The organism is Geothermobacter hydrogeniphilus (genome assembly GCF_002093115.1).
Taxonomy (GTDB): Bacteria; Desulfobacterota; Desulfuromonadia; order Desulfuromonadales; family Geothermobacteraceae; genus Geothermobacter_A; species Geothermobacter_A hydrogeniphilus.
This window is the reverse complement of sequence record NZ_NAAD01000014.1, coordinates 15,014-29,320: the sequence shown is the minus strand read 5'-3', so window position 1 is coordinate 29,320 and position 14,307 is coordinate 15,014. Positions and strand designations below refer to the sequence as shown.

Sequence of the window (14,307 nt, the reverse complement as noted above, 5' to 3'; positions counted from 1 at the left end):
AAATTTAGTTTAAGGTCTGTTTGGCATTCCGGCAAGTTTTCCTTCTGCCGCTCAACTGCCGCAACAGGAAGCCGAGGATGCCGCCGAGGAAGCCGCCGGCGTGGGTGCTGACGATCGGGTGGCCGACGCTGCCGAGGTGCCAGTCGGCAAAGATCACCCGTCCCTGTCCCAGTTCCCAGCCGGTCTTGAACAACAGTCCGGCCAGCAGCAGCCATCCCAGTCTGCCGGCCGCCGGGTCCTGTTCTGTGGACTGGATCAGTTCCAGGGCGCTGACCGCCGCCAGCCCGTGAGCGATGCCGGAAAGGCCGCAGAGCCCGGTGCGGGACAGTTCCGGGACCAGCAGCAGCGGCACGACCAGGCTGCCGGCGGCGGACAGCAGGACGTAGCCGCAGCGCCGGAAAAAAGATTCCTCCCGCAGCCCGTTCAGCAGCAACAGGAAGGCGCTGCCGTCGAGTAGCAGGTGGTAGCGGCTGACGTGAACCAGCGGCCAGCTCAGCAGCCGCCACCATTGACCGGCAGCGACCGCGGCGGGGTCGAACATCAGTTGCGTAGTCGGCCGGTTGGCGAGCAGGCCGAGGTTGCAGAGGCAAAGCAGTAGCAGCCAGCCGCCCAGTTCGAGGCGACGCAGTCCGTTGTCGTGAAGTTCGGGTTGTGTGGTGGCGGTGATCGGCAGGGTGGTCATGATGGTCTCCTTGTGCCCTGTGCGGCGGCGGGGTCGCCGCCGCCGCATGGTTGCGAATGATGCGGGTCTATTTCAGCTGTTTTCTGCGCCGCCGCAGCCAGGCCAGCAGGGCCACGCCGAGCGGTCCGACCGGGCCGGAGCCGAGGCCGAGACCCGGCGCGCTGCGGCCGCCGAAAGCGCCCTGGCCCTGGTTGTCGACCCGGTAGCTCTTTGCCGGCCGGGTCGCTTTCTGCTGCTGGGCCCGGCGTTCGCGCTGGACGCGGTCGGCGTTGCGTTTCTCGATGCCGTTGCTTTCCAGGACATCGTCGGTGACCACCAGCATCGAGGTGTAGTCGGTTACCAGGGAGAAGTTCAGGCCGAGATCGACAACTTTGGAGCGCAGCGCATCGGTCTCGCCCTGTTCACGAATCTGCTGCATGGTCTGTTCGATCTTCTCCAGCGCCCGGAGCCGTTCCAGTTCCGGATTGTCGGTATCCACCTTCGGCAGCATCGCCGTCGTCCGCCAGGATTGTTCCCGGCCGGAAATTTTGGCTTTCAGGGTGATACCGATCTCGCCGGGAGTGCTGTAGCGGCCGAAGAGGATCAGCTGCTGACCGGCGTAAAGATTGCCGAGGGTCTGCGGCGCGTCCAGCTGCACCTGCTCACCGCGGATTTCCAGCTTGACGTCGCGCAGGCACTGGTGAAGAACCTTGGCCTTGGCCTGCAGCAGCCGGCCGCTGATGTCGTCGCTGTCGGAGATGTTCATGGCGAAGCCGCCCGAGTCTTCGGCCAGCCGGTCGAGCAGGGGCTGGTTGGCGCTGTTGCCGATGACGAAGGTGAAGAGCCGGATGTCATATTTTTTCAGCAGCTTGAGAAAGGCCCGGTGTTCGGTTTCGCCGACATTGGCGACACCGTCGGTCACCAGGATGGTGGCACTGGTGCGATCGGCGTCGAGCCCCCGGTAGCCGGCCTTGAGCCCGGCGAAGAGGTTGGTGCCGCCGCCGGTCTGGATGGTTTTGACCCGCCTGATCCAGTTCTGCACCCGCCCGGGGTCGGCCGGGACAAAACCGCCGGTCAGGTCGCGCGCTTTGGTGTTGAAAGTGATCAGGCGGAAGCGGTCGTTGCCGCGCAGCTGGCCGAGCACCCGGCTGACGCCGTCGGCCAGGGTGGCGATCTTGTTTCCACCCATGCTGCCGGAGACATCGAGGATGAAGGTCCAGTCGGTCCCTGCGGTGAGGGGTTTCAGGTCGGCGGCGGGGGTGACCACCAGCATGAAGGTGCCGTCGTGACGATCATCCGGGCGGTAGGGGATCAGTTCGACGCGGCCCGGAATGCTGTCGTCGAGACGGTAGTAGAAGACGATGTCGCGGCCGAGACGGCTGCCGGCGGGACGGTCGATGGTGACCTCGTAGTCATTGCCGTTGCCCTGCTCGCCGGTACCGCCGGCCTGGTTGATGACCGCTTCGTTCTGCAGCCCCGGCAGCCGGACATCCTTGACCGGGAAGGCCGATTTGAGTTGTAGGTGAAAGCGGAAGGGGCCGTTGACCCGGTCGTCGACCGACCAGAACTGCAACTGCTCCTCGTCGACATTTCCTTCCGCCAGCGGGTAGAGATAGCGGCCGACGTTGAGGTCGATCTCCAGCGACTGATAGTAGACCAGGCGGATGCGGACTTCGCCGCCCGGCGGGATGTTGCCGACCCGGGTCTCGAAGGTCTTGAAGTCGTTTTTTTCAGTTATCGCGGCCTGTTTCCCGGCCGCCTTTTCCGCTTCGTAGACCTGACGGGCCTTCTCCTTTTCCACCACCTCGCCGACCAGTTCCTGCCCGGCGACCCACATCGACAACTCGGACAGGCTGGCCTGTTTCGGCAGCGGGAAGGTGTAAAGGGCTTCGAGCGGGGCGTCGGCGGGGTTGCTGAAGGTCTGGTCGATCTCGGTGCGGGCGAAGCCGTTGTTGATGACCACTTCGACCTGGTGAGAGGTGATGGCGAGGGGGCTGCCGCCGTTGAGCGGCTTGAGTAGCCCGGCCGCCAGGCCGGGAGCGGCCAGGGAAAGAATAAACAGCAGGCTGACAGCGAGACGGGTCAGCAGGGAGCGGAACGGGTTGACGGGATGGTTGCGCATGGTCTTCTCCTGGGTTCGGGTTGTGACCGTCTTCTATCGCAGGAGGCGTGCCATGCTTGTAAAGTATATGCAACAGATTGATATAATTGACTTATATCAATTTGCTAGGTCTTTTGCTGTTGTGGATGTCTTTGTGGTGTATTGACATTGAGTGAACATGTCTATACATTCAATGTATGAAACTCAAAACTCTCCCTTCGGAGCGTCGCGACCTTCTCGGGCTGGTGGCCGAGGCGGCCTTCAGTTGTCCCTTCAGTCCCGACCGGGACCGGCTGGACCGGCAGATTGCCGGGGTCGGCGACTCCTTTCCCGACCGGCAGCTGCTGTCGCGGGTGACCGGCCGGGTGCGGCAGCAGCTCGATGCCCTGGGGCCCCGCGACCGGCTGCGACCGACTGACTTCGGCGCCGAGGATGCCCGTCTGCTGCGGACGGCACTGCTGTTCGATCTCTTTCATCGTGCGGCCGACGATCTCGATCGCCACATTCGTCGGCAGCTGGATTCGGGGGAGGAGCCGATCCCGGTGCCCTTCGCCGCCGACCTGCTCGGTACCATGCGGAGCTGGGGCTGCGGCGGCAACGAGTCTTTGCGCTACCTGGCCTTTTTCTACCAGCTGCGGCGCGCCTTTTACTTCATTGCCGAGGGGCTGGTCGGCTGCAGTCCGTGCATGGTCGAGTTGCGGCGTCGCCTCTGGCACAATGTGTTTACCGCCGATATCACCCGCTTCGAATCCTTCCTCTGGGACCGGATGGAGGATTTCTCCACCCTGTTGCTGGGAGAGACCGGTTGCGGCAAGGGAGCGGCCGCGGCCGCCATCGGACGCTCCGGGCATATCCCCTTTGACGAGCGGCGGGGCTGTTTCAGGGAGAGCTTTACCCGCACCTTTCTCGGTATCAACCTCTCCCAGTATCCGTCAACCCTGATCGAGTCGGAGTTGTTCGGCCATCGTCGCGGCGCCTTCACCGGGGCGGTCGACCAGTACCAGGGGGTCTTTTCCCGCTGTTCGCCGCACGGCGCCATTTTTCTCGATGAGATCGGCGATGTGGAGATCCCGGTCCAGATCAAGCTGCTGCAGGTCCTGCAGGAGCGCGAATTCTGCCCGGTCGGATCACACCAGCGCCAGCGGTTTTCCGGGCGGGTGATCGCCGCCACCAACCGGTCGCTGGAGGAGTTGCGCGACAGCGGGGCGTTCCGCGATGATTTTTATTATCGGCTCTGTTCCGATGTCATTCAGGTGCCGTCTCTGCGGCAGCGGTTGAGTGAGGACGGGCGGGAATTGCAGCTGCTGCTCGGGGTGGTGGTGAAGCGCAGTGTCGGGGAGGACGCGCCGGAGTTGGTCGCCTGGCTGGGTGCGGAACTGCGAAGGCAGTTGCCGGGTGATTATGCCTGGCCCGGCAATGTGCGGGAACTGGAACAGGCGGTGCGGCGGCTGCTGCTCAACGGCAGCTACGCCGGCGAGGCGGTCCGCCCGGCGGCCGCGGAGGGGTTCGGCAGGAGGGTCGAGCAGGGGCGGATGGCGGTTGCCGAGCTGCTGGCCGGCTATTGCGGGCTGCTCTACCGGCGGCACGGCACCTACGAAGAGGTCGCCCGCATCACCGGCCTTGACCGGCGCACGGTCAAGAAGTATGTGCTGGCCGACCAGGACGGGCAGGGTTCGGCAGGTTTCTGAAACGTCAGTCAGCCTGCCTGATCGTCGTGGCCGCCCCATACCGGATCCTCGGCAAACTGGCGCCGCAGGCGCGCTTCGGGGTCCTGTTCGTAGAACTCCGCTTCACTGAAATCGTAACAATAACCAGCGCAATAGTCACGCAGCAGGCGGTAGGCGGCGTTGATTCGCTGCATCTGGTCCGATTCCCGCGCCGTGCCGCCGTCGGGATGATGTTCGCGGGCCAGTTGATGATAGCGGTTCCTGATCTCGGCCAGGGATGCCCGCTGTCCGAGTCCGAGGATCGAGAGGGCCGCCTCCAGTTCCCGATAGATCATGGTTTTCTCCCGTAAATCTCTTTGTTGTTTCAGGTGACAGTGTAATGTTTCTGCCGTTGTTTGCATACGCGGGGCATGTCATAACGGCGTTATAATATATTTAGTAAAAAATACCTTGACAGGTAGCGACAAGTTGTTTAATTCCTTGCTGACATCTCCGGGTCGCTGGCCGGGTTTGTCGATCCGGAAAAAATCGTTGGGAGGAATCAATGGAAGATCTGTGGAAAGTCAGTGATCTGGGCTACCGCCTGGGAGAATGGGCCGAGCGGGCGGAGTATGAGAAGTTGGTACGTCGTTTCCATGAAGATGAATGCCGCGAAAACAGCCGGCGGCTGATGTATGGCGGTGCCACGCTGCCCCGGAGCGAAAAGGACTGAAGTTTCGGGCGGCTCTCGCTGTCCGGAATCATTGAGGGATCCGGGAACTCGGAATTGCTTGCCGCTGCTTCGGGCAATATGCTAAAAAATCCCATTCCCAATTTTTTCATTTTCCGGAGGCCGCCAAGATGAAGATCGATGTCCTTCCCATTCCAGATCCCAAACCACGTATCGAGGATGAATCGCAACTCGTCTTCGGCAAGCAGTTCACCGACCGCATGTTCCTGATGGAATACACCACCGGGCAGGGGTGGCATTCGGCCCGGATTCAGCCCTACGGGCCTTTCAGCATGGACCCGGCGGCGATGGTGCTGCACTACGCCCAGGAGATCTTCGAGGGGCTCAAGGCCTTTCGTCGCGACGACGGTTCGGTGGCGCTGTTCCGTCCGGCCGACAATGTCGCCCGCTTCAATCGCAGCGCCCGCCGGATGTGCATGCCGGAAGTCGACGAGGCGTTTTTTCTCGATGCCATCAGGCAGCTGGTCGCCCTGGAGGCGGATTGGGTGCCGCGCAGCCCCGGCACCAGTCTCTATATCCGACCGACGATGATCGCCACCGAGCCGATGCTCGGCGTGCGCCCGGCCGACCAGTACTCCTGCTACGTGATCCTTTCGCCGGTCGGCGCCTACTACAAGGGTGGGCTGGCCCCGGTGAAGATCTGGATTTCCGATCATTACGTGCGTGCCGCCCATGGCGGCACCGGTGAGGTCAAGACCGGCGGCAATTACGCCGCCAGCCTCTACGCCGCCCGCGAGGCTGCCGGCCAGGGTTATGACCAGGTGCTGTGGCTGGACGCGAAGAACCGGCAGCATGTCGAGGAAGTCGGCAGTATGAACATGTGCTTTATCTACGACGGCAGGCTGGTGACGTCGCCGTTGCACGGGACCATTCTCGACGGTATCACCCGCCGCTCGATTCTCTCCCTGGCGCAGCAGATGGGGCTGGAGGTCGAGGAGCGGGCGCTGGCGGTTGATGAGATCTTTGCCGGGATCGAAAGCGGCCGCCTGACCGAGGCCTTCGGCACCGGAACGGCCGTGGTCGTGTCCCCGGTCGGCCAGTTCACCTACCAGGGGAAGACGGCCCTGCTCGGTGACGGTAAAACCACCGGGGAAATCACCCGCAAACTCTACGATACCCTGACCGGCATTCAGTACGGTCGTCTGCCCGATACCCAGGGTTGGGTGGTCGAAATCTGAGAAAGTCCGGACCTCGCCGGGGTATCCGGATACAAAAGGCTCCCGCCGCGGCGGGAGCCTTTTTTTTGGCCTTGGCGGGGAACGAGTTGCTTTAATTTTAGGCAACAGACAGGTGTTGTTGTTGTAAGTAGCTGAAAAACAACAACTCTGTTCAGTGGCACGCAGGTTGCTATTTCTACGGGAAGGCATTGTCGCCGCACCAACAATGAGGTTTTCTCGGAGGTTCATGATGGCCCGTCTTGTTTCCACTCTCTTTTCTCTGCTGCTGCTTCTTTCCGCAACGCCGGTGCTGGCTGCCGACCGGCTCGACAGCGGCGATACCGCCTGGATGCTGGTCTCTTCGGCCCTGGTGCTGGCCATGCTGCCCGGCCTGGCGCTTTTCTACGGTGGCATGGTCCGGTCCAAGAATGTTCTCTCGACCACCATGCACACCGTGGCGGCGATGGCGATCATGGGGGTGCAGTGGGTCGCCATCGGCTACTCCCTGGCTTTCGGCGGCGAGGGGCGTTTCATCGGCGGCCTGGCCAATGCTTTTCTCTGCGGCATCACTCCCGAGAGCCTGACGGGTTCGATTCCCACCTACGTCTTCATCATGTTCCAGGGGATGTTCGCGGTGATCACCCCGGCCCTGATCTCCGGAGCGATCGCCGAGCGGATGAAGTTTTCCACCTACTGCGTCTTTATCCTGCTCTGGGGGACGCTGGTCTATGATCCCCTCTGTCACTGGGTGTGGGGGGATGGGGGCTGGCTGCTGGAGCTGGGGGCGCTCGATTTTGCCGGGGGGACCGTGGTTCATCTCTCCTCCGGAATCTCGGCCCTGGTGCTGGCGCTGGCGCTGGGACGCCGGATCGGTTATCCGCAGGAGCGGCTGGTGCCGCACAACCTGCCGATGACTCTGCTCGGTGCCGGTCTGCTCTGGTTCGGCTGGTTCGGTTTCAACGCCGGCAGCGCCCTGTCGGCGGGTGGCAGCGCGGCGCTGGCTTTCGCCACCACCCAGACCGCGGCGGCGGCCGGAGCGCTCTCCTGGATGCTGCTGGAGTGGCTGCACGCCGGCAAGCCGAGTGCCCTGGGGGCGGCCTCGGGGATCGTTGCCGGGCTGGTGGTGATCACCCCGGCGGCCGGTTTCGTTACCCCGGGATGGGCCATGCTGATGGGGCTGACCGCCGGGCCGGTCTGCTATGGCGGCGTGATGCTGAAGCACCGGCTGGGTTACGACGATTCCCTCGATGCTTTCGGTGTTCACGGCCTCGGTGGGGCCTGGGGAGCAGTCGCCACCGGCATCTTCGCGACGGTCGGGGCCACCGGGCTGGTCTCGGGCAATTTTCACCAGTTCTGGGTGCAGTTGATCGGCGTGGTTGCCGCCGGCGGTTACGCGGTGGTGGTGACCACGCTGCTGGTGCTGGTGCTCAAGGCCACTATGGGGCTGCGGGTCGAAAAGGATGACGAGCGCATGGGGCTTGATCAGGTGGCGCATTCGGAGACCGCCTACAGCTGACTTGCCGTTACGGCTCGTGGCGTCCCGGCCGGGGCGTCGCGCTTTTGGATGATTTACGGACCGGGATGATCTGAGGATTGTCCCGGTTTTTATATCTGCCCGCGAGTCGGGACCACTGTTAGAATAGAGTATCAATGTTACTTACTCTGAGTAGGGGTAAGTTCAGATATTCAGACCAGAAGGGGTATTTTGTCGCCTCAATGAGAAGCTGAAAAATATTATCCTTTTTAAAAATTTTTGTTATGTCGTTATGTTATAGTCCGTTCCCCGTTTCGTGGAGATGGTTTTAAAATTTTTGCAGGCAATTGGTTTGAAAATTGCTAATTCAATTCGGGCTGTGTTTTACCTGAATCGGTGAGCCCCTTGTCGGCGGATAGCACAAGTCATTGATCTGTCTGATCTTCCCAAAAATCACCAGCGAACCTGTGGGTGCGTTTCAGATTTTTGGACATCTCATTCAGATCAGACACTTGCACTCTCCATCCAACAGGAACTCACGGATTCAGGTAGGACAGCCCTGCCGGCGTGGCCGGTCAGGATTGATGGCTCAGCCATCACCATTTTGGCTTTCTTGCGAAAGCATCAGGATTAACCTATGGAGGTGATGCCCAATGTGTCGAATCGGCGCAATCAAGAGTCTCGATTTCGTGCATCCGAGCATGGCGCTGCAGCTGATGCAGTCGCAGCAGAAGGGGCACGATAATTCCGGGTTCGCCATGGTCATGCACGACCTCGGCGGCATATTCGAAAACTACAAGAAACTGCCGACCCTGTCGATGGCGGCCACCGACGAGGGGGTGCGGCTGGCTGAGGATATCCTCCACGAGGCGGGTTTTCAGCGGGTGCTGCAGTGGGTCCCCGAGACCAATCCGCAGCCCGGTCTGGATATCAACGCCATGCCCAACTACGTCTTTGAAACCTTCGACTATCCGAAGCATCTGCGCAACGGTGACAAGAAGGAACAAGAAGACCTGCTGCTCGATATGCGTCTCAAGCTGCGCGAGGCCCTGGAGCCGAACGAAGAAGGGTTCGTCTACTCCTTCTGGCCCGATGTGGTGACCCTCAAGGAGATCGGCGATCCGCGTGATATCGGCACCTATTTCAATCTCTGGCAGCCCGATGACAAGTTCACCGCCCGGGTCATCACCGCCCAGTGCCGGCAGAACACCAACTACGATATCGTCCGCTACGCCGCCCATCCCTTCCACCTGCAGGGTTACACGGCGCTGGCCAACGGCGAGAACACCTTCTACCTGAAAAACGTCGAATTCCAGCGTAAACTGCACCGCGGCTACATCGGTTTCGAGTCCGATTCGCAGTGTTTTCTCTACACCCTGCATTACGTGCATCACGAACTGGGCTGGCCGCTGCGCTACTACAAGCATGTCGTCACTCCGCTGCCTTTCGAGGAGATCGAGCAGCGCGAGGACAGGGAGCAACTCAAGGCGATCCGCCAGTCCCTCGCCCACCTGGAAATCAACGGTCCCAACACCATTATCGGGGTGCTGCCGGATCACAGCATGTTCACCTGCTGCGACGCCAAGAAGCTGCGTCCCGTGGTGATCGGCCGCGATGAGAAGACGGTGGTCATCTCCTCCGAGGTCTGCGGCATCAACGAAGTTCTTCCGGAGCGCGACTGGGAGACCGACATCTATCCCAACGAGCGGGAAATTGTCGCCATCGGCAATGATCTGGAGGTGCAGCGATGGAAACAATGAGAGTTCAGGACGTTACCCCCAACGACCTGCCGTGGAAAATCCGTTACGACGCCAGCCGCTGCACCCTCTGCGGGTCCTGTGTCTCGGCCTGTTCGTTCCGGGCCATCGAGGCCAAGGTGGAACGGCGGCGGATGGTCTTTTCCGAGAGCGAGCTGCCGGAGCCGAAGGCGCGCTTTTCCGCGGTGCCGGTCATCCGCCAGGTGAAGTCGGTGAAGAATTACTGCCGCGGCTGCGGGATCTGCGAAAAGGTCTGCCCCAACGACGCCATCCGCCCGGAGCGCAACCCGGACACCCGCCACCCGATCGTCACCCGCTGTCTCGGTGGCGATTCGATCAAACGCGGCGGACGCAAGAATCTGGAATCGACGGTACGCACCCTGGACAAGATCCGCGTCGGGCGGATTTCGCAGATGACCGACCCGAGCCTTGACGCCCAGCGGCATACCTTCGACCTGCTGGCACCCTTCGGCCGCATCCTGCCGCCGCAGAAACTGCCCCTGGGGGTCGGTCCCGAGGGTCTGCTGCGGACCGAAGGCAGTACGCCGCCGGTGCGCTGGATCTACCCGGTGGTGATCGGCGACATGTCGATCGGTGCCCTCTCCTGGCGGATGTGGGAAGCGGTGGCGATGGCGACCGCCTATCTCAACGAGGAGTGCGGGCTGCCGGTGCGGATGTGCTCCGGCGAGGGCGGTGTGCCGGTGCGTCTGCTCAAGTCCCGCTACCTGAAATACATGATTTTGCAGATCGCTTCCGGGCATTTCGGCTGGAACCGGATCGCCAAGGCGATGCCGCACATGATCGAGGATCCGGCCGGGGTGCTGATCAAGATCGGCCAGGGGGCCAAGCCGGGCGACGGCGGCCTGCTGATGGCGCAGAAGGTCGCCGAGCATATCCAGGCGATTCGCGGCGTGCCCAAGGCCGACCTGCTCTCCCCGCCCAACCACCAGGGGCTCTATTCGATCGAAGAGAGCGTGCAGAAGATGTTCCTCTCCTTCAACGCCGCCTTCAAGTTTCGGGTGCCGGTGGCGATCAAGGTAGCCGCCTCGTCGACCTCGGTCTCGGTCTTCAACAACCTGGTGCGCGATCCCTACAACATCGTCGGCGGTTTCTTCCTCGACGGCATCGACGGCGGCACCGGCGCCGCCCACGAGGTCTCCCTCGATCACACCGGTCATCCGATCGTCTCCAAGCTGCGCGACTGCTACCTGGCCGCCGTGGCCCAGGGGCGCCAGGGGCAGATCCCGCTCTGGGCGGCCGGCGGCCTCGGCAAGACCGGCGACCTCGCCGCCGACGCCTTCAAGATGATCGCCCTCGGCGCCAACGGCGTTTTCTCCGGTAAGCTGATTCTGCAGATGGCCGGCTGCGTCGGCAACGACCAGGGGCGCTGCAACGCCTGCAACACCGGTCTCTGCCCGGTTGGCATCACCACCCAGGAGCCGCCGCTGGTACACCGGCTCGACCCGGAGCGGGTGGCGCAGAACATCGTCAACTATTTCCTGGCGATGGACACTGAGTTGAAGAAACTGATGGCCCCGATCGGCAACAGCTCCCTGCCGGTCGGCCGTTCTGACGCCCTGGTGGCGACTGATCGCGCCGTGGCCGACAAACTGCAGATTCAGTACGTATGTTAAGACCCGGCGAAGGGCCAAAGGCGAAAGGATTTACCCCTTAGCCCTTGGCCCTTGGCCTTTTGCCGATTCTCCTGAGGTTTTTATGTCCGCGAAAATTATCGGTTTTGATGACCAGAACAAGCGCATTTCCACCCAGCAGCTGCTGCAGAAAATCTACGCGGCGCTCGATGCCGGTGAGACCGAGTTCGAAGTGCTCTCCTCGGGACACCACGATATCGGCGGACCGCTCTGGACCGAAGACGGCGCGCCGCTGAAATTCCGGGTGAAAAACCCCGGCCAGCGGGTCGGTTCCTTCGGCCTCGAAGGGACCGAAATCGTCGTCGAGGGTTCGGCCCCGGCCGATGCCGGCTGGCTCAACGCCGGCGCCGAGCTGACCATCCTCGGTGACGGCGGTGACACCACCGCCCACTGTGCCGCGGCGGGGAAAATCTATGTCGCCGGCCGGGTCGGCACCCGCTCCGGTTCGCTGATGAAGCACGATCCGGCCTACCAGCCGCCGGAATTCTGGGTTCTCAAGCGCACCGGCTCCTTCTGCTTTGAATTCATGGGCGGCGGCATCGCCGTGATCTGCGGCCACGGCTGCGAAGATGAGACCTCGGTCCTCGGCGACCGCGCCTGCATGGGCATGGTCGGCGGCACCATCTATGTCCGTGGACCGGTCGAAGGCCTTTCCGGTGACGTCTGGCTGCTCGATCTTGATGAGGCCGACCGGGAGTTTCTCTCTGCCGGGATGCCGGTGTTCCTGGAAAAGATTGGTCGCGGCCCGCTGCTGGCGGAGCTGACCGATTTCTCCCGCTGGAAGAAGATCGTCGCCAAGTCCTACGAGGAGCGCCACGTTCACAGCCGTATCAGCATGCGCGAGTTCCTCACCCGGAAATGGATCGAAGGGGGCATCTTCGGCGATGTGGTCCAGGACGATTACCAGCATGTCGGCGGCCTGGTCAACGTCGGCGCCGACCGGCTGAAGATTCCCCACTGGCAGGACAAGCGTTTCGGCGCTCCCTGCCAGGTCGCCTGTCCCTCCAATATCCCCACCCAGGACCGCATCAACCTGTTGCGTCAGGGGAAGCACGAGGAGGCGCTGCAGCTGGTGCTCAGGTATTCGCCCTTCCCGGCGTCGGTCTGCGGCGAGGTCTGTCCCAACCCCTGCATGGACGCCTGCAGCCGCCAGTATGTCGACAAGTCGGTCAGCATGGCCGCCCTCGGCCGGCTGTCGCGGGACATCCCGGCTCCCGAGCCGCAGCCCGACAGCGGCAAACGGGTGGCGGTGATCGGCGGTGGCCCCGGCGGCCTTTCGGCGGCCTGGCAGGCGCGGCTCTCAGGCCACCAGGTGACGGTTTTCGAGGCCGACGAGGAGATCGGCGGCAAGCTGCGCCAGGTCATTCCGCCGGAACGGCTGCCCGAGGATTCCCTCAACAGCGAGATCCGGCGGATCAAGGATCTGGGGATCGAGGTCCGTGCCAACACCCCGGTCGACGCCGAGCTGTTCGCCCGCATCCGCGCCGACTACGACGCGGTGGTGATCTCCTCCGGTGCCCACAATCCGGTGGTCATTCCCTTCCCCGGCCATGAACGGCTGCTCAAGGGGCTCGACTTTCTCAAGGCCGTCAACGCCGGGAAAAAGCCGAAAATCGGCAAAAAGGTGGTGGTCATCGGCGCCGGCAACGCCGGCATGGATGTCTGCCTCGGCGCCTACGCCATGGGGGCGGAGAAGGTGATCGCCATCGACGTGCAGCGGCCCTCGGCTTTCCAGAAGGAAATCGACCACGTTAAGGCCCTCGGCGGAGAGGTGCGCTGGCCGGTCTTCACCGAGAAGATCACCGAGCAGGGACTGGTGACCAAAGAGGGCGAACTGATCGAGGCCGACGACGTCATCATCTCCATCGGCGAGCGTCCCGACCTTTCCTACGTGCCGCGCGAATGGCTGACCGAGCGCGGCATGATGGATGTCGACGCCTGCGGCCAGGTGGTCAAGGCGCCGGGGGTGTTCGCCATCGGCGACACCATCCAGCCGGGGCTGCTGACCCACGCCATCGGCCAGGGACAGGAGGCGATCGCCTATGTCAATGACCTGTTCGCCGGCCGTGAGCTGACGCCGATCGTCAAGCCGGAGATGATCAACCAGAGCTGCCTTTCCAAGGAGCTGTTCAAACCGCGCAACCGCGGCAAGTTCTGCATCATCGACGGCAAGGAGGAGACCCTGCGCTGCATCTCCTGCGGCACCTGTCGCGACTGTTCCATGTGTCTTGAGGCCTGCCCGGAAGGGGCTATCCGACGGGTCGAGAAGGAAGACGGATCCTTCGAGTATGTTTCGGATGATGAAGTCTGTATCGGTTGCAGCGTTTGCGCGGGGATATGTCCGTGCGGAGTATGGGCCATGGAACAGGTGGTGTGAGTGAGTGTGAGGGCGGTCGATACGCACGCATCTGCTGCGTTGCTCGCACCATCAGTCGCTGCGGAGTAGCTGCCACTACACCTCACTCCTTCAGTTGCGAGACGCCTTGCAGCTACGCACGTCTCGACCGCCTTCAACGGTGGTGTTGGGGGCGGCCGATATCCGCACACATCTCGACCGCCTCGGACCGGTTTCTGGATCGAGGCGGTTCTTTTTTCTGATTTTTTTGACTTGTCCTCCCCGTGTTGTCGCCGCCGGAGAGAGGTGGACGTTTCGGGAAAGAGCCGGCCGAATGTTTGAGGCGTAGCCGAGTTTTCGTCCCGGCCCCGAAACGTCTGCCGAACGGAGGGAACCCGCGCTAGCGGGCAAGACATTCGGGGCGCTTTTTCTGCCTACTCTTTTGTGTGTACAAAAGAGTAGGGCGGCGGGCGGGGCCGCGACCCCGCGGTGTTCTGCGAGGGCGGTCGAGACGCACGCATCTGCTGCGTTGCTCCCGCGCCTCGTCATTCCGACGTAGCTGCCGCTACGCCTCACTCCCTCGGCTGTGAGACGCCTTGCAGCTACGCACGTCTCGTCCGCCTTCAACGGTGGTGCTGGGGGCGGCCGATACGCACCCGTCTGCGGTGTTGCACTCAGCCTTCAATCCTCGATGTAGCTGTCGCTACACCTGCGTTTTCAGTCTTCACGCGCCTTGCATCCAGGCACGTCTCGACCGCCTTCAGCGGTAGTGT

At 62.5% G+C, this 14,307-nt stretch carries 10 protein-coding genes; 7 read left to right on the top strand and 3 right to left on the bottom strand.

The window, feature by feature from the left end:
- Positions 1-4 precede the first annotated feature (4 nt).
- Both rrtA and B5V00_RS11390 read right to left on the bottom strand, forming a co-directional pair.
- Positions 5-682, bottom strand: coding sequence for a rhombosortase (rrtA, locus tag B5V00_RS11395; RefSeq protein WP_172399729.1), 678 nt, complete (start codon positions 680-682; stop codon positions 5-7).
- Positions 683-749: 67 nt separating this feature from the next.
- A complete protein-coding gene (locus tag B5V00_RS11390) occupies positions 750-2,783 on the bottom strand; it encodes a VIT domain-containing protein (RefSeq protein ID WP_085010927.1) in 2,034 nt (677 codons plus the stop codon).
- Positions 2,784-2,959: 176 nt separating this feature from the next.
- On the opposite strand from B5V00_RS11390, the gene B5V00_RS11385 reads away from it, so the two are divergent.
- A complete protein-coding gene (locus B5V00_RS11385; protein WP_085010926.1) occupies positions 2,960-4,450 on the top strand; it encodes a sigma-54-dependent transcriptional regulator in 1,491 nt (496 codons plus the stop codon).
- A gap of 8 nt (positions 4,451-4,458) precedes the next feature.
- On the opposite strand, the gene B5V00_RS11380 is transcribed toward B5V00_RS11385, so the two are convergent.
- Entirely contained in the window at positions 4,459-4,764 is a 306-nt protein-coding gene (locus tag B5V00_RS11380; protein ID WP_085010925.1) for a J domain-containing protein, read from the bottom strand.
- 209 nt (positions 4,765-4,973) lie between these two features.
- Between B5V00_RS11380 and B5V00_RS17205 the strand changes: the two genes are divergently transcribed.
- The 6 genes from B5V00_RS17205 (at position 4,974) to B5V00_RS11355 (ending at position 13,576) form a co-directional block, all read left to right on the top strand.
- A complete protein-coding gene (locus tag B5V00_RS17205) occupies positions 4,974-5,141 on the top strand; it encodes a hypothetical protein (RefSeq protein ID WP_172399728.1) in 168 nt (55 codons plus the stop codon).
- A 128-nt stretch (positions 5,142-5,269) separates the two neighbouring features.
- Positions 5,270-6,337 (top strand): branched-chain amino acid aminotransferase, encoded by a 1,068-nt coding sequence (locus B5V00_RS11375; protein WP_085010924.1) that lies wholly within the window; start codon positions 5,270-5,272, stop codon positions 6,335-6,337.
- 229 nt (positions 6,338-6,566) lie between these two features.
- Positions 6,567-7,832 carry an ammonium transporter gene (locus B5V00_RS11370; protein ID WP_139800758.1) on the top strand — a complete coding sequence of 422 codons (1,266 nt, stop codon included), beginning with the start codon at positions 6,567-6,569 and terminating at the stop codon, positions 7,830-7,832.
- Between the two features lie 611 nt (positions 7,833-8,443).
- Positions 8,444-9,550, top strand: coding sequence for a class II glutamine amidotransferase (locus B5V00_RS11365; RefSeq protein WP_085010922.1), 1,107 nt, complete (start codon positions 8,444-8,446; stop codon positions 9,548-9,550).
- Positions 9,538-11,181, top strand: a complete 1,644-nt coding sequence (locus B5V00_RS11360; protein WP_085010921.1) for a glutamate synthase-related protein — start codon at positions 9,538-9,540, stop codon at positions 11,179-11,181. The genes B5V00_RS11365 and B5V00_RS11360 overlap by 13 nt, the downstream gene beginning before the upstream one ends.
- Positions 11,182-11,263: 82 nt before the next feature.
- Entirely contained in the window at positions 11,264-13,576 is a 2,313-nt protein-coding gene (locus B5V00_RS11355; RefSeq protein WP_085010920.1) for an FAD-dependent oxidoreductase, read from the top strand.
- Positions 13,577-14,307 lie beyond the last annotated feature (731 nt).

Coding starts and splice junctions, on each gene's coding strand:
- rrtA (WP_172399729.1), bottom strand. CDS start 682: ATGACCACCCTGCCGATCACCGCCACCACACAACCCGAACTTCACGAC.
- B5V00_RS11390 (WP_085010927.1), bottom strand. CDS start 2,783: ATGCGCAACCATCCCGTCAACCCGTTCCGCTCCCTGCTGACCCGTCTC.
- B5V00_RS11385 (WP_085010926.1), top strand. CDS start 2,960: ATGAAACTCAAAACTCTCCCTTCGGAGCGTCGCGACCTTCTCGGGCTG.
- B5V00_RS11380 (WP_085010925.1), bottom strand. CDS start 4,764: ATGATCTATCGGGAACTGGAGGCGGCCCTCTCGATCCTCGGACTCGGA.
- B5V00_RS17205 (WP_172399728.1), top strand. CDS start 4,974: ATGGAAGATCTGTGGAAAGTCAGTGATCTGGGCTACCGCCTGGGAGAA.
- B5V00_RS11375 (WP_085010924.1), top strand. CDS start 5,270: ATGAAGATCGATGTCCTTCCCATTCCAGATCCCAAACCACGTATCGAG.
- B5V00_RS11370 (WP_139800758.1), top strand. CDS start 6,567: ATGGCCCGTCTTGTTTCCACTCTCTTTTCTCTGCTGCTGCTTCTTTCC.
- B5V00_RS11365 (WP_085010922.1), top strand. CDS start 8,444: ATGTGTCGAATCGGCGCAATCAAGAGTCTCGATTTCGTGCATCCGAGC.
- B5V00_RS11360 (WP_085010921.1), top strand. CDS start 9,538: ATGGAAACAATGAGAGTTCAGGACGTTACCCCCAACGACCTGCCGTGG.
- B5V00_RS11355 (WP_085010920.1), top strand. CDS start 11,264: ATGTCCGCGAAAATTATCGGTTTTGATGACCAGAACAAGCGCATTTCC.